Below are 16,165 nucleotides of genomic sequence, written 5' to 3'. Positions count from 1 at the left end.
CCCTGCTGCCATCGGTGCGGCCGGTCCGGACAGGATGCCCGCGGCCCACCCGCAGGCTAGTAGCGTGGAGCGGATGGCCGGAACCTCCTCGACCGGGACCACCCAGGTCGCCCGCTCCCTGGCGGACCAGCTGCGCGGCTGGCCCGACGACCGGCTCGCGCAGCTGCTGGTGGCGCGCCCGGACCTGGCCACGCCCCCGCCGCACGACTCCGGCCAGCTCGCCTCGCGGGCGGCGACCCGGGCCTCGGTGCTGCGCGCCCTCGACCGGCTGACCCACGGGGAGTTGGCGATCTTGTCCGCCCTGGTGACGGCCGGCCAGACCCCCCGGGCCGAGGTCCCCGCGCTGGTGCCGGGGACCTCGACCGTGGAGCACGCCGTACGCCGCCTGGAGGACCTCGCCCTCGTGTGGGAGTCGTCGGTCGGGCTTCGACCCCTCAGCGTGGTCGCCGACCTGGTCTCGCGCAGCACCCTTCCCGAGGGGGCGCCGCTGGACGGGCCCCCGGACCTCGTGGTCACCGAGCACCCCGCCGAGCGGGTCGACCGGGCCGGTGCCGGGGCCGCGTTCGAGACCGTGCACCGGCTCGAGGTGCTGCTGGACGCCTGGGGCAACCAGCCTCCGGTCGCGCTGCGGTCCGGCGGCCTCGGCGTCCGCGACCAGCGGAGCACGGCCGCCCTGCTGCACGTGGAGGAGCGCACCGCCGCCTTCCTGGTGGAGCTGGCCGGTGCCGCCGGGCTGCTCGCGACCGGCTCGCCGGGCGAGCTGCCCGAGAGCTGGCTCCCGACCGACGCGTACGACGCGTGGTGCCGCCGGCCGGCCGCCGAGCGCTGGGTCGACCTGGTCCGGACCTGGGCGTCCTCGGCCCGGATCCCGGGCCGGGTCGGCGCCCGCGACGCCTCGGGCCGTGTCCTCAACGCCCTGGCGCCGGACCTGGTCGACCCGCACGCGGTCGACACCCGGCTGCTCGCGTTGGCACAGCTGACCGCCCTCGCCCCGGGCGCGGCACTGGCGACCGGCACCGGCGTGCCGTCCCTGGTGGCCCGGCTGCGCTGGCTGCGCCCGCGCCGGCCCGCCTCGCAGGACGCCCTGGCCGCCTGGGCGGTGGAGGAGGCCGCCGTGCTGGGCGTGACCGGCCTGGGTGCGATCAGCACCGCCGGGCGGGCCGCCCTCGCCGGGGACGGCGACCGCGCCGTCGAGCTGCTCACCCCGCTGCTGCCCGAGCCCCTCGACCACGTGCTGCTCCAGGGCGACCTGACCGCCGTGGCGCCGGGCCCCCTGCTGCCCGAGCTCGCCGGCCGGCTGCACCTGGTGGCCGACGTCGAGTCCCGGGGCGGCGCGAGCGTGCACCGGTTCTCCTCCGGGTCGCTGCGCCGGGCGCTCGACGCCGGCTGGTCCGGCCAGGAGATCCACGACTTCCTGGCGGAGATCTCCCGCACCCCGGTGCCGCAGGCGCTGTCCTACCTGGTCGACGACACCGTGCGCACGTTCGGGACCCTGCGGGTCGGCTACGCGGAGGCGTTCCTGCGGGCCGACGACCCGGCCGCCCTCGAGGAGCTGCTGCGGGACCGTCGCGCCGGCGCGCTGGGGCTGCGGCGGATCGCACCGACCGTGCTGATCTCCACGACCCCGATCGAGGTGCTGCTCCCGCGGCTGCGCGAGATCGGCGCCGCCCCCGTCGTCGAGGCCTCGGACGGCACGGTCCGGGTCGCCCGACCCGACGTGCACCGCGCCCGCACCCCCCGCACCCGCGGCGCCGGCCGGGCCGCCGCCCGCAACGCCGCCGGGATCACCGCCGCGGTGTCGGCGATCCGGGCCGGCGACCGGGCCGGCGACCTGCGCCCCCCAGACCCGACCGGCACCACCCCGGCGGCCGCGCTGGCGATGCTGCGCCAGGCCATCGAGGCGGAGTCGGCGGTGTGGATCGGGTACGTCGACGACCAGGGTGGCTCCACCGAGCGGGTCGTGGACCCGGTCCGGCTGGAGGGCGGCCGGCTCACGGCGTACGACCACCGCACCGACGGCGAGCGCAGCTTCGCCGTGCACCGGATCACCGCGGTCCGCCTGGTGGCGGACCGCCCCGACGGCGCCTGAGGAGTCCCTCGCGTCTCGAGGGCCACGGCCCCCTCCGTAGGCTGGGGCGGTGAACGACGGCCCCCTGATCGTCCAGAGCGACAAGACGCTGCTGCTGGAGATCGACCACCCCGGCGCTGCGGCCTGCCGCACCGCCATCGCGCCCTTCGCCGAGCTGGAGCGCTCCCCCGAGCACGTCCACACCTACCGGCTCACCCCGCTGGGGCTGTGGAACGCGCGCGCAGCCGGGCACGACGCCGAGCAGGTCGTCGACACCCTGCTCGAGCACTCCCGCTACGCCGTGCCGCACGCGCTGCTGGTCGACGTGGCCGAGACGATGGCCCGCTTCGGGCGGCTCCGCCTGGAGAAGCACCCCACGCACGGGCTGGTGATGTCCTCCACCGACCGTCCGGTCCTGGAGGAGGTGCTCCGGTCGAAGAAGGTCGCCGGCCTGGTCGGGGCCCGCCTCGACGACGACACCGTCGCGGTCCACCCCGCGGAGCGGGGCAACCTCAAGCAGGTCCTGCTCAAGCTGGGCTGGCCCGCCGAGGACTACGCGGGGTACGTCGACGGCGAGGCGCACGCGATCGCCCTCGACGAGAGCGAGTGGACGCTGCGGGCCTACCAGAAGGAGGCCGCGGAGTCGTTCTGGCACGGCGGCTCCGGGGTGGTGGTCCTGCCGTGCGGCGCCGGCAAGACCCTGGTCGGGGCGGCCGCCATGGGCCACGCCCAGGCGACCACGCTGATCCTGGTCACGAACACCGTCTCGGCCCGTCAGTGGAAGGACGAGCTGGTCCGGCGCACCTCGCTGACCCCCGACGAGATCGGTGAGTACTCCGGCTCGGTCAAGGAGGTCCGGCCGGTGACGATCGCGACGTACCAGGTGCTGACCACCCGCCGGAAGGGCGTCTACCCGCACCTCGAACTGCTCGACGCCCGCGACTGGGGACTGGTGGTCTACGACGAGGTGCACCTGCTGCCGGCGCCGATCTTCCGGATGACCGCGAACCTCCAGGCCCGTCGTCGGCTGGGCCTGACCGCGACCCTGGTCCGCGAGGACGGCCGCGAGGGGGACGTGTTCTCGCTGATCGGCCCGAAGCGCTACGACGCACCGTGGAAGGACATCGAGGCCCAGGGCTGGATCGCCCCCGCCGACTGCGTCGAGGTGCGGGTCACGCTGCCCCAGGGCGAGCGGCTGGCCTACGCCACCGCGGAGCCCGAGGAGCGCTACCGGCTGGCCTCCTGCACCCACCACAAGATCGACGTGACCCGGCGACTGGTCGCGCAGCACGCCGGGCAGCCGACGCTGGTGATCGGGCAGTACATCGACCAGCTCGACGAGCTGGCCGCCGCCCTCGACGCCCCGGTGATCAAGGGCGAGACCCCGGTCAAGGAGCGGCAGCGGCTCTTCGAGGCGTTCCGCTCCGGGGAGCTCGGGCTGCTCGTGGTCTCCAAGGTGGCGAACTTCTCCATCGACCTGCCCTCGGCGGAGGTGGCGATCCAGGTCTCCGGCTCGTTCGGCTCCCGGCAGGAGGAGGCCCAGCGCCTGGGCCGGCTCCTGCGTCCGAAGGAGGAGGGCAAGACCGCCCACTTCTACACGATCGTGTCGCGCGACACCGTGGACGCCGACTTCGCCCAGAACCGGCAGCGGTTCCTGGCGGAGCAGGGCTACGCCTACAGAATTGTCGATGCCGATGCGTGAGCGCGCGGAGCGCCAGCGGAGCGGGCGAGCTGCGAGGCATCACGAAGGCACAGATGCCGACGCGTGAGCGCGCGGAGCGCCAGCGGAGCTGACGGGGGCCCGGCGGGCGGCGGTGACACCGACGAGCACCAGGCCGAGGCCGAGGACGACGCCGTGCAGCATGCGCAGCTCCGGTGTGCCGTAGAACTGGGGCAGGAACGTGGCCAGGCCGAGCCCGGCCAGCAGGCCGCCGGTCCGGCCGAGGGTGCCGCTCGCCCAGAGCCCGTACCCGAGTCGGGCACCCACCAGCACCAGGAGCAGCAGTCCGGTACCGAAGGTGGTGATCTCGACCGACGCGTAGCGGAAGCCGTCGGCCACGGCCAGCACACTCGGGTCGCCGCTCTCGACGGCGTGCCGGCCGAGGGCACCCAGCCCGTAGGCCTCGGCGCCGTAGTAGGGCAGGAGCAGGGCGACGGCCAGCCACATCCGGGTCTCGGCCTCGCGCACCGGGCGCCCGCTCCAGCGCCAGGCCTCGGGGCGGGTGTGCGCCGCGGCACGGAGCCCGAACGCCAGGGCGACGAAGCCGACCACCGCGAGCAGGTGGGCGACCAGCCACGCCGGTGAGGCGAAGGTGTCGGCACCGGCGGCGCCCGACTCGGGGCCGTAGGGACGGACGACCGGATAGGCGGCCAGGGCCAGCCCGGAGAGCACGAAGGCGGCGAAGACGGCGGGGGCGGCCGGTGGGGACAAGCGGGACATGACGACTCCTGTGTGGTTTGAGAGAGCACTGCTCTCGATTGCGGTGAGCTCAGTCTGCACCCGACTTCTCCGAATTGCAAGAGCAGTGCTCTCTCAAGTGACTGCCGCTCTCGGTCGTGGCATGATGGCCGGGTGCCCACCGGACCCACCCCCCGCCAGCAAGCCCGCGCCGACAACATCGTCCGGATCAAGGAGCTGGCTCTCGCCCAGCTCGCCGAGTCCGGCGCGGCGGCACTGTCGCTGCGGGCGGTCGCCCGGGAGCTGAACCTGGTCTCGAGCGCGATCTACCGCTACTACGCCAGCCGCGACGACCTGCTCACCGACCTGATCGTCGACGCCTACGCCGACCTGGCGGAGGTCCTCGAGGCCGCAGGCGCACCCGACCGGCGCGGCGCCCGTCGTCGTTGGATCGACACCTGTCTCGCGCTGCGGGCCTGGGCCACCGCCGAGCCGCACCGGTTCACGCTGATCTACGGCTCGACGATCCCCGGCTACGCAGCACCGGAGGCCACGATCGCGCCGGCGGGACGCGTGGTGCGGGCACTCTGCCTCCCGGCGGCCGCCGGCCCCTCCGCCGGCCCTTCCGCCGCCCGGCGCGGACCTGGCGGGGAGCTCGGCGGCCAGCTCGGCGCCGCCGCGGAGGCACTGGGCCTCGAGGTCGACCGGACCCGGATGCTCGACCTGACGGCCGCGTTCGCCCGACTGGTGGGCCTGCTGACGCTGGAGCTCAACGGCCAGTTCACCGGCGGCTTCGAGCCGGCCGACGCGCTGTACGGCGTACTCGTGGAGCGGGAGGCGGACGTGCTCGGCCTGTGAGCCCACGGGCGGCCTTCTCGCATGCTCGACACGGTCCGGCCTCCACCGTGCCGGGCCCTAGGCTGGGCGCATGAAGGCGCTGCTGCTGGAGAACATCCACCCCACGGCCGTGGCGCGTCTGGAGGAGGCGGGCTACGACGTCGACCTGCGGTCGCGCTCGATGTCGGAGGAGGAGCTCGTGCACGCCCTCCCAGGGGTGCACCTGCTCGGCATCCGCTCCAACACCCACCTGACTGAGGCGGTCCTGGAGAAGTCGCCCGATTTGATGGCCGTCGGCGCGTTCTGCATCGGCACCAACCAGATCGACCTCCCGGCAGCGACGGCCGCCGACGTGGCGGTGTTCAACGCCCCGCACTCCAACACCCGCAGCGTGGTCGAGCTGGTGATCGGCGAGATCATCGTGCTCGCCCGCCGGCTGGCCGAGAAGACCACCCGGATGCACGACGGCATCTGGGACAAGTCCGCCGCCGGCAGCCACGAGGTCCGCGGCAGGACCCTCGGCATCGTCGGCTACGGGAACATCGGCTCCCAGCTCTCGGTGGTCGCGGAGGCGCTGGGGCTGCGGGTGGTCTTCTACGACATCGCCGACCGGCTGGCGCACGGCAACGCCCGGCGGATGGGCAGCCTCGAGGAGCTGCTCGCCGTCGCCGACGTGGTCTCGCTGCACGTCGACGGCCGACCCGGCAACGCCGGGCTCTTCGGCCCGCAGCTGTTCGACCAGATGAAGCCTCGGGCGCTGTTCATCAACGCCTCCCGTGGCATGACGGTGGACACCGAGGCGCTGCGCGAGCGGATCATCTCTGGTCACATCGCCGGCGCCGCCCTCGACGTCTTCCCGGTCGAGCCGAAGGCGCAGGGCGACCCGTTCGAGTCGCCGCTGCGCGGCCTCGACAACGTGATCCTCACCCCGCACGTGGGCGGCTCCACCCAGGAGGCGCAGGAGGAGATCGGCCAGTTCGTCGCCGGCAAGCTGGACTCCTACGTCAGGCACGGCAGCACCGCCCTGTCGGTGAACTTCCCCGAGGTCGGGCCGGCCCGGGAGCCGGGCAGCGCCCGGCTGACCGTCCTGCACGACAACGTCCCGGGCGTGCTGGCGCGGATCAACCTGATCCTCGCCGACAGCGCGGTCAACATCCTGGGTCAGTCGCTCTCGACCCGCGGCGAGCGCGGGTACGTCGTCACCGACGTCTCCGGCGAGCTCGAGGAGTCGGTGCTCTCCCAGCTGCGGGACATGGAGCACACGCTGCTGCTGCGCGCCCTTCCCGCGCACGGCTGAGCCCCGCACGGCCGAGCCCCGCACGGCCGAGCCCGCCCCCCGGCTGAGTGCCCTTGGGCTATGCCCTTCGCCCGAGCCCGTGGGCTGAGCCCGTGGCCTGAGAGCCCTGGCCTGCCCCCCGGGCCTGAGCCAGCGCCCGCCGGCGTGGGTTGGTGCCGCCGGGCACGATGGAGCCCATGAGCCTCGCCGAGCGGCCAGCGGGTCCGCGAGTCACCGAGCTGGTCAGCGGCGTCCGGGAGCGGCTCGGCGCGGCGATCTTCCATCGCGTGGCCGGCCCCCAGGGCCCGGCCCAGCGGGACCGGATCCACGGCACGCCCGGTCCACGCTGGTTCGCCCCCGACTCCCCCATCGGCCGGGTGCACGGTGATGCCTCGATGTTCGTCGGCGGGATGCGCGCGCTGATGCTGCAGAGCCTTCACCCCAAGGCGATGACCGCCGTCGCCGAGCACTCCGGCTACCGCGGCGACATGTGGGGCCGGCTGGCCCGCACCAGCACCTACCTCGCGGTGACCACGTTCGGGACCGCGGAGCACGCCGAGGCCTCGATCGCCACCATCCGCCGGATCCACGACCGGATCACGGGCACGATGCCCGACGGCACGCCGTACGCCGCCTCGGACCCGCACCTGCTCGCCTGGGTGCACGTGGCCGAGATCGACAGCTTCCTGCGTGCCCACCAGCTGTACGGCGCCGCGCCGCTCGACCAGGCCGGGCGCGACGAGTACGTCGCACAGACCGCCAAGGTCGCGCGGCGGCTCGGGGTGCTCGACCCGCCGCACACCGAGGCCGCGCTGGCCGCGACGCTGGAGTCCTACCGCCCCGAGCTGGCCGGCTCCGAGCACGCCCGCGACGCCATCGACTTCCTGCTTCGCGACCCGCCCCTGCCCCGGGCTGCCCGGCCGGCGTACGCCGCCCTGGCGCTGGCCGCGGTCGCGACCATGCCGCAGTGGACCCGTGAGCCGCTCGGGCTGCCCGACCGACCTGCCGTGGACCGCACCGCCGGTCGCGCCTCCGGGGCGGTCATGACCCGGGCGATCCGCTGGGCGATGACTCCCGGGCGTGCGTCCGCTCAGGAGAAGGCCGCGCTCCGCGACAGCGCCTGACAACTCCCGCCGCCAGGCTCGGGTGGAACCCTGAACCGACCCTGGTTCAGGCTCGGAACCCGTGACTTCGCTTGGGCGGCGAGGGACCGTGGGGGCATGAACTCCTCTCTCGTCCGTCCCCGCGACCGCATGATCGCCGGCGTGTGCGCCGGCCTCGGCCGACGCTTCGGGATGACCCCCAACACCGTCCGCATCCTCTTCGTGCTCAGCTGCCTGCTGCCCGGGCCGCAGTTCGTCGTCTACATCGCCCTGTGGGTGTTGATGCCAAACGAGGAGTGACCGGGACTGCGTTGGAGAGGCGTAGGCCTTTCCCACCTGGACCGAGTCTGGCCGGACACCGGTCCTACGGAAATCGTCTAGTAGCTGCCGAAACGGCTGACAGAGGTTAGGCGGGCGCCGAGCGGGCCAGGGTCCAGCCCAACCAGATCCACAGGACGGCGAGACCGACCAGTGGTACTTCCAGCAGCCGCTCGTCCCACTCCGACAGCACACCGCCGACGACCAGGGCGGGGGTCATGCTCAGGCCGATGATCCATCCGAGGCGATGGGCTCGGTCCCTTTCTCGTCGGCCCAGCGCAATCAGGCCAACGACCAGGCAGAGCGCCGCAATCAGGAGAGATGCCCCCAGGACGCCGCCCGCGAGCTCGGTCGCAACCCCGACAAGGCTTGCCAGGAGCGAGATCGAACCCAAGGCCACGACCGCGGATCGTCGGCGGCCGCGTCGCGAGAGCGTCAGCCCGAGCCCCATCAGCGCGGCAGCGTAGAAGACCGGAGCCACCTCGAGCAGCAGCGGTGGCTGTTCGTCGAAAGCGAGGATCGCGGTGCCCTTGACCAGCCAGGCCAGGCCGCCGAGGAGCGCGGCGATCCCTGCCGCGGTGTTGACCCACGAGGGCACCTGACCGACTTGCTCGGCGTTCGCGGCCACGGGATCCCGGCTCATACACGAAGAGTGGCAGCACCAACTGCCGCTTTGGGCTCCCCGGCCGGTCCGCCGGGATTCAGGGGGCCTGCCGGGAGGTCCTGGATACGAGTCCGGCCGTCGCCGTTGAGGGTGGAGGACGGAGTGAGTCATACCACCGCGATCGGGTCCTTCCCAGACCGCGGCCACGACGAAGGCGAGGCCCTTCTTCCAGGTGGCACGTATGTCGGCCGCGACCTGCCTCCAACCCTTGCCCGCTTCTGTCATCGGTTCTTCATGCCACTGACCCAGGTCCGCCAGTCGGTGCCGAACACCGCGAGAGCCACAGCACAACCGGGTGACGTCCCCGCAGTCCCCGAGGCGGGCCGGCGCGAGGACGGCCGGTCGTTCTCGCAGTGCCGACCCGCGATCGCCGGTAGCGTGCCCGCGTGACCCGGACCCGTCGAACGCGCGCCGCGCCCCCACGAGCCCTCGTCGCTACGGTCGTCGTTGCCCTCGTACTCGGCTCGGCGCTCGCATGGTTCGGCGGGGCCGATGAGCGACGCGTCAACGGCGCCTGCGACACCTGGCTCGTCGAGCGAGCTGCCCTGCGCACGGTCCTCAGCGAGGCCGAGGAGGCAGTCGGCCGCGCCGAGGCAGCAGGCGACAGGGACGTCAGCCGACACTTCAACGACCTTGACCGGGACCTCGCATCGCTCGAACGGTGGGAGGCAGTCGGACCCGGCACCCAGAGCAGCCTTTCCGGTGATGGCGGCGCCAGCCGCATCGAGAGGGGAGCCGAGTCGGCATTCGGCTACCTCAACTCTGCAGTCACCGGGCTGCACCAGCGCCTCGACGACGGGGACCCGACCGAGCTGGCGCAGTGGGTGCCCGAGGCCGGCGCTCGATTCCAGAACGTCGACGACACCTGCCTCGCGGCGGCAAGGTAACCGAGCGCTGAGCTGGACGCGCTGGTGCACGGGGCGACCCGAATCGTCTAGTGCTCGCCTGCGCCGAACGCGCCGCTCAGCGGCTGCGGTCGTCGGGGTCCGCGAGCACGTCGCGCCACGAGTGCTCGGGCGAGTAGTCGAGCAGCTCACGCGCCTTGTCGATCGCGTAGAACGTCTCTCGCTCCCCCATCTCCCGCCGCAGCTCCACCCCGTCGTAGAAGCGATCGCGGATCTCCTGGGTCGTCCCGGCGACGGACATGTCGGCGTTGGCGACGTTGAAGACCTCGTAGCCGAGCCCGTCGACCTCCAGGCAACGCTCCACCATCTGAGCCAGGTCGCGGGTGTCGATGTAGGCGAAGATGTTGCGGCGCCGCAGCGACGGGTCGGCCAGGAAGGCGGGGAACAGCTCGGCGTACTCGTGCGGCTCGATGACGTTGTTGATGCGCAGGCCGTACACGTCGGCGCCGGTGCGGGCCTGGAAGGAGCGCGCCGTCACCTCGCCGGCGACCTTCGACATCGCGTAGGAGTCCTCCGGCACCGTCGGGTGGTCCTCGTCGACGGGGAGGTAGTCGGGTCGCCGCTCCCCCTGGGCGAAGCAGACCCCGTACGTCGTCTCCGAGGAGGCGAACACGATCTTGCCGACACCGAGTCGGGTCGCGGCCTCGAGCACGTTGTAGGTGCTGAGCACGTTCGTGGCGTACGTCGTGGCGTCGGGGGCGAGCAGGATCCGCGGCACCGCGGCGAAGTGCACCACGGCGTCGTACGACGGCTTCCGCGGCAGGTCCAGCTCGTCCATGGTCGCCAGCCCAGCCATGGCGGAGTACGTCTGCCCCGCGTCGGTGAGGTCGACCCGCAGGTCGGCCACGTCCGGGTGCCCGAGGGGGACCAGATCGGCGTTGGTGACCTGGTGGCCCTGCTCGGCCAGGTGGGCCGCGACGTGCCGGCCGGCCTTGCCGCTGGCTCCGGTGAAGAAGATGCGCATGCCCCGCTCAACCACAGGAGCCGCCGCAGACTTCCCTCACGGCCGGTCATCGCCGGACGCCGCGTGCCAGGGCCGCGGGTCCGTCCGGAGCAGCGAGTACACCACCACGTCCTGGTTGTGGCCGCCGTTGTAGAACGCCCCTCGGGCGACTCCCTCCTCCACGAAGCCGCACTTGTCCGCGATGCGACGGGAGGCGGCGTTCTCCCCGACGATGACCAGCTGGATCCGGTGCTCCTTCTTCGTGTCGAACAGGTAGTCCACCAGCAGCCGGACCGCCTCGGTGGCGAGCCCACGCCCGGCGTACCGGTCGTCATAGAGCTGGTAGGACAGCTCGAACGCATCCCAGTAGGACACCGGGCGGAAGAACTCGATGTGGCCGGCGATCTCGCCCTCCGGGGACACCATGACCAGCATCCCCTCGGTCTGCTGCCAGTAGCCGTGCTCGGCGTACTGGCCCCGGAAGGCGGTCTCCGACATGACCCCGAGCGGGAAGAACGCGCCGCGGTTGCGGATGTCGGCATGGGCGTCGTAGAGCGAGTCCAGGTCGGCCTCGCGGACCTGGCGCAGCGTGACGGACCGTCCCACCAGCATGCTCGCAGCGTAGACCCTCGCCTCGGCCCGGGAACCTCGCTTCTCAGGGCCCGGCAACCGCGAGAGGCTGGCGCCATGACCAGTACGGCGGACCAGTGGGTGCTCGAGCTGAGCCGCATGCTGGACGGCACACGCGAGCGCACCTTCAGGGCGCTGACCGACCCGGTCGAGCTGGCGCAGTGGTGGGGGCCGGCCGGGTTCACGACGCCCGAGGTCCGGATCGACCTGTACGTCGGCGGGGGCTACCGCTTCGGCATGCAGCCGCCCGAGGGCTCGCTGTTCCACCTCGTCGGCGAGTTCCTCGAGGTCGAACCGCCGAGCCGCCTGGCCTACAGCTTCCGCTGGGAGGACCCCGACCCCGATGACCGGGAGACCGTCGTCAGCATCCACCTCGAGGACATGGGGAGCCGGACACAACTGTCGGTGCGGCAGGGGCCGTTCGCGACCGAGGCGCGGCTGGCGCTGCACACGAGCGGTTGGACGGAGTCGTTGCAGCGGCTGTCGGCGCACATCAGGTCGACCCCCTGACGGGAGAGCGCGGCGCCGCCGACGTGGTCCGGGGAGGCATCGGTGTCGGCGTTCGTCCAGGTGTGGCGCCCGTTCCGAAGGCGGCGGCACTCACCAGGCACAGGGAGGCGGCCACGATGAACAGGCCGGAGACCGCCTCCCACCATGGCTGTGCGTCGTAGGGGCCCACCGCGTAGGTGGGGGCGGCCACGAGGGGAGTCGACAGGATCAGCCAGACGGCTGCCACCCGGCCCCAGCCGCGGCCGGCGATCGCGAACCGAGCCAGCAGCGCCGGCGGCACCAGGTACCACACGGGAACCGTCAGCTCGGAGGCGATCGGGTCGACCGGGGTGCCGGTGAGCGCCGAGCGCACAGTGGCGACGCCCACGGCCGCCATGGCCAGCACGGCACAGCTCGATGCCACGGCGGAGACGATGCCCGGGCGTCGACCCGCGAGGGCCCACGGCAGCGCCACGAAGGCGACGGCGAGGAGCAGCAGGGACCACCCGGCCAGCAGCGCGGCATCGCCGACGGGCTCCCACGGTGCGGTCGGGGCCACGAAGTCGTAGCGGTGGTCCTGGAGGCCGTCGCACGGGGCGCCCTGACGCTCACCCCACGGGCAGGCGTCAGCCCAGCGCTGCCACGACGCAGCGCAGATCAGTGCTCCGGAGGCACCCAGCAGCACGGCCACACCGACCCGCAGGACGCGCAGCGCCATGGTCTTCCTCCTCGCGTCCAGTGTGCGACGGCGACCGCTGGCGAGGAAGGGGCGTGGCGGAGTCGGTGCCGCCGGCGGTCAGCGCTCCGGCAGCACGACCACGGTGCCGCACTCACCGCACCGGCGCGCCGGGGCGGTGTGGTTGAAGACCCCGCTGGTCAGCGGCGTGCCGGTGAGGTCCCCTGCGAGACCCTGGCTGGCCTTGAACTTGACCCCCGGCGAGCGGCCGACGATGACGCCGGCCGTCAGGTCGTCGTGGCCGCAACTCGGACAGGACATGGTCTCGGACACGACCCCATCCTCCCCGATCCGTGCCGTCCCCGGAGGTCGGATCAGGTGTCCTCGTGACACCGATGACTTCCGGAGTCCGCCGAGGTCTACCCCGGCACACACGATCACTCGGAAGGCAGACCACCATGACCCGCAGGACCACCGCCCACCTGTTCTCCTCCGTCAACGGCGTTGTCGAGTCGCCGGACCGCTTCCAGTTCGACGCCTTCGGCCCGGAGGAGGGCGAGATGATGGGCAAGTCGATCGGGAGCGTCACCGACGTCGTCATCGGCCGCAAGCTCTGGCAGGAGTGGTCGGACTACTGGCCCACCGCCGACGACCCGTTCGGCTCCTTCATCAACCCGGTGCGCAAGCACGTCGTGACCAGCACGCTGGGCGCCGACCCCGGCTGGAACAGCACCGTCGTCGACGGCGACCCGGTGGCGTACGTCAGGAGGCTCCAGCAGACCGGTGAGGGCGACATCGCGGTGGTGGGCGGGGTCGAGACCGTCCGGTCGCTGTTCGTGGCCGGGGTCGTCGACGCCCTGACCCTGACCGTGCACCCGGCGGTCACCAGTGAGGGACGACGACTCTTTGACGAGTCCGTGCCGCTCACCCGGCTCACGCTGCTGGAGGGCACCACGACCAGCGCCGGAAACGCCGTGCTCACCTACGGCCTCCGCCCCTGACGGGACCCCGGTCGGAAGCCAGCAGCAAGCCGGAGAATTTCGGCGGCCCCGACCCGATGACACCGGGTTCCGGCAGGGTCTAGCGTGGCGCCCGTGGATCCCGACGCGAAGGCGAGCGCCGGGACAGTCACGGCCTTCCTCGACCGTCTCGGCGCCCGCACGCCGACCCCCGCGGGTGGCTCGGTCGCCGCGCTGTGCACCGCGCAGGCCGCGGCGCTGGTGGCCATGGTGGCCCGCTACTGCCAGGCCCAGCCCCTCGTCGAGGAGGCCGAGCAGCTCGTCGACGCGGCCCAGCGGCTGGCCGACGACGACGAGGTCGCCTTCGGGGCCGTCGCCGCGGCGTGGGCGCTCCCCCGGGGCACCGCGGACGACGACCTGGCACGCCGTACGGCGATCGACGAGGCCCTGCTCGGAGCCGCCGTGCCGCAGGCGCTCGTGGTGGAGGTGGCGATCGAGGTGCTGGTGCTCGTCGACCGGCTCCGACCCGCAGCCCGCCCCGGACTGGCCGCCGACCTGGTCGCGGCCGCCGAGGTGGCGCAGGCCGGGTCCGCGATCGCCCGGCGCAACGTGGAGTCCAACCTGAGCACCCTCCCGGACTCCGACGAGCGGTCCGGGCTGCTCAGGCGCATCGGCGTGGCCAACGGGAGGGACTGAATGCTGTCGGACATCGAGATCGCGAACGCCGCCGAGCTGCACCCGATCACGGCGGTGGCGGAGCGGGAGCTGGGCATCGACGCCGAGCACCTGGTGCCGTACGGGCACCACAAGGCGAAGGTCGACCTCGGGTACGTGCAGTCGCTGGGCGACCGGCCGCCCGGCAGGCTGATCCTGATGACCGCCCTGTCCCCGACGCCGGCCGGTGAGGGCAAGACCACGACCACGGTCGGGCTCGCGGACGCTCTGCACGGGCTCGGACTGCGGTCGATGGCCTGCCTGCGCGAGCCGTCGATGGGGCCGGTCTTCGGCATGAAGGGCGGCGCGGCCGGCGGCGGCTACGCCCAGGTGGTGCCGATGACCGACATCAACCTGCACTTCACCGGAGACTTCGCGGCGATCGGGGCCGCCAACAACCTGCTCTCGGCCATGATCGACAACCACATCCACCACGGCAACGCGCTCGGCATCGACGTGCGCTCGGTCGACTGGAAGCGGGTTCTCGACCTCAATGACCGGGCCCTGCGCGACCTCGTGGTCGGACTCGGCGGCCTCGCCAACGGCTACCCGCGCGAGGACGGCTTCGACATCGTCGTCGCCTCCGAGCTGATGGCGATCTTCTGCCTGACCGAGTCCTGGGCCGACCTCAAGCGTCGGATCGGCGACATCGTGGTCGGCTACACCCGCGCCAAGACGCCGGTCACGGCCCGGGAGCTCGGGGCCGACGGCGCGGTCGCCGTGCTCCTCCGCGATGCGCTGGCACCCAACCTGGTGCAGACCCTGGAGCACACGCCCGCCTTCGTGCACGGCGGCCCGTTCGCCAACATCGCGCACGGCTGCAGCTCGGTGATCGCGACCCGGGCGGCGCTGCGGCTCTCCGACTACGTGGTCACCGAGGCCGGCTTCGGTGCCGACCTGGGCGCAGAGAAGTTCGTCGACATCAAGTGCCGCAAGTCCGGCCTCCGTCCCGACGCCGCGGTCGTGGTGGCCACCGTGCGGGCGCTGAAGTTCCACGGCGGCGTCGACGTGCCGGACCTCGGCCGGGAGGACCTCGACGCCGTGGAGAGCGGCATGGAGAACCTCGCGCGGCACCTGCGCAACGTGCGCGAGGTGTACGGCATCCCCTGCGTGGTCGCGCTGAACCGCTTCCCCGCCGACACCGACGCCGAGGTCGCCAAGGTCGTCGAGCTGGTCGACGCGCTCGGGGTGCGGGCCTACGCCGCCACCCACTTCGTCGACGGCGGCACCGGCGCGGAGGACCTCGCCAAGGGGGTGCTCGCCCTGCTCGAGGAGTCCGACCCGTCGACGTTCTCCTTCACCTACCCCGACGACGTGTCGCTGAAGGAGAAGGCGGAGACCTTGGCCCACCGCCTGTACGGCGCCTCCAGCGTCACCTGGGACGGGAAGGCCAAGCGCCGCCTCGAGCGCCTGGAGGCCGACGGGTACGGCGGGCTGCCGGTCTGCGTCGCGAAGACGCAGTACTCCTTCTCCACCGACGCCACCCTGCGCGGCGCGCCGACCGGGCACGACCTGCACGTGCGCGAGGTCCGGCTCTCCGCCGGAGCCGGCTTCGTGGTGCTGGTGTGCGGCGACGTGATGACGATGCCCGGCCTGCCGGCCGACCCCGCCGCGACCCGGATCGACCTGCTGGACGACGGGACGATCGTCGGGCTGTCCTGACCCCGCGGCGGCGACACCCCGCCGTTCCCTGATTTCTTGACTCGTTCAAGAAAGGGGAGCAGACTCGGCACCGTGTCCACGACCACCGAGTTCGAGCGCTCACTGCGCGAGGCCCAGCTGCGGGTCACGCGTCCGCGGGTGGCCGTGCTCGGTGCCGTCCGGGACCACCCGCACGCGGACACCGAGTCGATCATCCGAGCCGTCCGGTCGGACCTCGGCGAGGTCTCCCACCAGGCGGTCTACGACGTGCTCCGCGTGCTCACGGACGCAGGCCTGGTGCGACGCATCCAGCCGTCCGGCTCCGTGGCCCGCTACGAGTCGCAGCTCGCCGACAACCACCACCACCTCGTGTGCCGCTCCTGCAGCGTCATCGTCGACGTGGAGTGCGCCGTCGGCGCCGCACCCTGCCTGACCGCCGCCGACGACCGGGGCTTCACGATCGACGAGGCCGAGGTCGTCTACTGGGGCCTGTGCCCCGACTGCACCACCCAGAACACCTGATCCACCCTCCACCCTGGAAGGA

The 16,165-nt window shown here is 72.7% G+C and carries 18 protein-coding genes; 12 read left to right on the top strand and 6 right to left on the bottom strand.

Annotated features, from left to right (window positions below; genetic code table 11):
- Positions 1 to 73 precede the first annotated feature (73 nt).
- Positions 74 to 2,089: a helicase C-terminal domain-containing protein gene (locus IE331_RS02405; RefSeq protein WP_192140122.1), complete on the top strand. Its 2,016-nt coding sequence runs from the start codon at positions 74 to 76 to the stop codon at positions 2,087 to 2,089.
- 49 nt (positions 2,090 to 2,138) lie between these two features.
- A complete protein-coding gene (locus IE331_RS02400; protein ID WP_192140120.1) occupies positions 2,139 to 3,770 on the top strand; it encodes a DNA repair helicase XPB in 1,632 nt (543 codons plus the stop codon).
- Positions 3,771 to 3,809: 39 nt separating this feature from the next.
- On the opposite strand, the gene IE331_RS02395 is transcribed toward IE331_RS02400, so the two are convergent.
- Positions 3,810 to 4,508: a hypothetical protein gene (locus tag IE331_RS02395; protein ID WP_192140118.1), complete on the bottom strand. Its 699-nt coding sequence runs from the start codon at positions 4,506 to 4,508 to the stop codon at positions 3,810 to 3,812.
- A 132-nt stretch (positions 4,509 to 4,640) separates the two neighbouring features.
- Here IE331_RS02395 and IE331_RS02390 point away from each other — a divergent pair, with 132 nt between their 5' ends.
- The 4 genes from IE331_RS02390 (at position 4,641) to IE331_RS02375 (ending at position 7,982) form a co-directional block, all read left to right on the top strand.
- Positions 4,641 to 5,324 carry a TetR/AcrR family transcriptional regulator gene (locus IE331_RS02390; RefSeq protein ID WP_192140116.1) on the top strand — a complete coding sequence of 228 codons (684 nt, stop codon included), beginning with the start codon at positions 4,641 to 4,643 and terminating at the stop codon, positions 5,322 to 5,324.
- Positions 5,325 to 5,394: 70 nt separating this feature from the next.
- Positions 5,395 to 6,600, top strand: coding sequence for a phosphoglycerate dehydrogenase (serA, locus tag IE331_RS02385; RefSeq protein WP_192140114.1), 1,206 nt, complete (start codon positions 5,395 to 5,397; stop codon positions 6,598 to 6,600).
- Between the two features lie 176 nt (positions 6,601 to 6,776).
- Positions 6,777 to 7,703, top strand: a complete 927-nt coding sequence (locus IE331_RS02380) for an oxygenase MpaB family protein (RefSeq protein ID WP_192140112.1) — start codon at positions 6,777 to 6,779, stop codon at positions 7,701 to 7,703.
- Positions 7,704 to 7,799: 96 nt separating this feature from the next.
- Positions 7,800 to 7,982 carry a PspC domain-containing protein gene (locus IE331_RS02375; RefSeq protein WP_192140110.1) on the top strand — a complete coding sequence of 61 codons (183 nt, stop codon included), beginning with the start codon at positions 7,800 to 7,802 and terminating at the stop codon, positions 7,980 to 7,982.
- Between the two features lie 106 nt (positions 7,983 to 8,088).
- Here IE331_RS02375 and IE331_RS02370 read toward each other — a convergent pair whose 3' ends face one another.
- On the bottom strand, positions 8,089 to 8,643 hold the full coding sequence (locus tag IE331_RS02370) for a hypothetical protein (RefSeq protein ID WP_192140108.1): 555 nt from the start codon (positions 8,641 to 8,643) through the stop codon (positions 8,089 to 8,091).
- Between the two features lie 407 nt (positions 8,644 to 9,050).
- Here IE331_RS02370 and IE331_RS02365 point away from each other — a divergent pair, with 407 nt between their 5' ends.
- Positions 9,051 to 9,551, top strand: a complete 501-nt coding sequence (locus IE331_RS02365) for a hypothetical protein (RefSeq protein ID WP_192140107.1) — start codon at positions 9,051 to 9,053, stop codon at positions 9,549 to 9,551.
- 76 nt (positions 9,552 to 9,627) lie between these two features.
- Here IE331_RS02365 and IE331_RS02360 read toward each other — a convergent pair whose 3' ends face one another.
- Positions 9,628 to 10,533 carry an NAD-dependent epimerase/dehydratase family protein gene (locus IE331_RS02360; protein ID WP_192140105.1) on the bottom strand — a complete coding sequence of 302 codons (906 nt, stop codon included), beginning with the start codon at positions 10,531 to 10,533 and terminating at the stop codon, positions 9,628 to 9,630.
- Between the two features lie 36 nt (positions 10,534 to 10,569).
- Positions 10,570 to 11,124 (bottom strand): GNAT family N-acetyltransferase, encoded by a 555-nt coding sequence (locus IE331_RS02355; protein WP_192140103.1) that lies wholly within the window; start codon positions 11,122 to 11,124, stop codon positions 10,570 to 10,572.
- Between the two features lie 75 nt (positions 11,125 to 11,199).
- Between IE331_RS02355 and IE331_RS02350 the strand changes: the two genes are divergently transcribed.
- On the top strand, positions 11,200 to 11,652 hold the full coding sequence (locus IE331_RS02350) for an SRPBCC family protein (RefSeq protein ID WP_192140101.1): 453 nt from the start codon (positions 11,200 to 11,202) through the stop codon (positions 11,650 to 11,652).
- On the opposite strand, the gene IE331_RS02345 is transcribed toward IE331_RS02350, so the two are convergent.
- Positions 11,636 to 12,349, bottom strand: a complete 714-nt coding sequence (locus IE331_RS02345; protein ID WP_192140099.1) for a hypothetical protein — start codon at positions 12,347 to 12,349, stop codon at positions 11,636 to 11,638. The genes IE331_RS02350 and IE331_RS02345 overlap by 17 nt on opposite strands.
- A gap of 78 nt (positions 12,350 to 12,427) precedes the next feature.
- On the bottom strand, positions 12,428 to 12,640 hold the full coding sequence (locus IE331_RS02340) for a hypothetical protein (RefSeq protein WP_192140097.1): 213 nt from the start codon (positions 12,638 to 12,640) through the stop codon (positions 12,428 to 12,430).
- A gap of 125 nt (positions 12,641 to 12,765) precedes the next feature.
- Here IE331_RS02340 and IE331_RS02335 point away from each other — a divergent pair, with 125 nt between their 5' ends.
- The 4 genes from IE331_RS02335 to IE331_RS02320 all read left to right on the top strand — a co-directional run bounded on the left by IE331_RS02335 (position 12,766) and on the right by IE331_RS02320 (position 16,143).
- Entirely contained in the window at positions 12,766 to 13,308 is a 543-nt protein-coding gene (locus IE331_RS02335) for a dihydrofolate reductase family protein (protein ID WP_192140096.1), read from the top strand.
- 93 nt (positions 13,309 to 13,401) lie between these two features.
- Positions 13,402 to 13,962, top strand: a complete 561-nt coding sequence (locus tag IE331_RS02330; RefSeq protein ID WP_192140095.1) for a cyclodeaminase/cyclohydrolase family protein — start codon at positions 13,402 to 13,404, stop codon at positions 13,960 to 13,962.
- Positions 13,963 to 15,642, top strand: coding sequence for a formate--tetrahydrofolate ligase (locus tag IE331_RS02325; RefSeq protein ID WP_192140094.1), 1,680 nt, complete (start codon positions 13,963 to 13,965; stop codon positions 15,640 to 15,642).
- A gap of 72 nt (positions 15,643 to 15,714) precedes the next feature.
- Positions 15,715 to 16,143: a Fur family transcriptional regulator gene (locus tag IE331_RS02320; protein ID WP_192140093.1), complete on the top strand. Its 429-nt coding sequence runs from the start codon at positions 15,715 to 15,717 to the stop codon at positions 16,141 to 16,143.
- Positions 16,144 to 16,165: the final 22 nt, after the last annotated feature.

The sequence above is a fragment of the Nocardioides donggukensis genome (genome assembly GCF_014842875.1).
Classification (GTDB): Bacteria; Actinomycetota; Actinomycetes; order Propionibacteriales; family Nocardioidaceae; genus Nocardioides; species Nocardioides donggukensis.
Note: the sequence above shows the minus strand (reverse complement) of the source record. Positions and strands in the feature narration are given on the sequence as shown.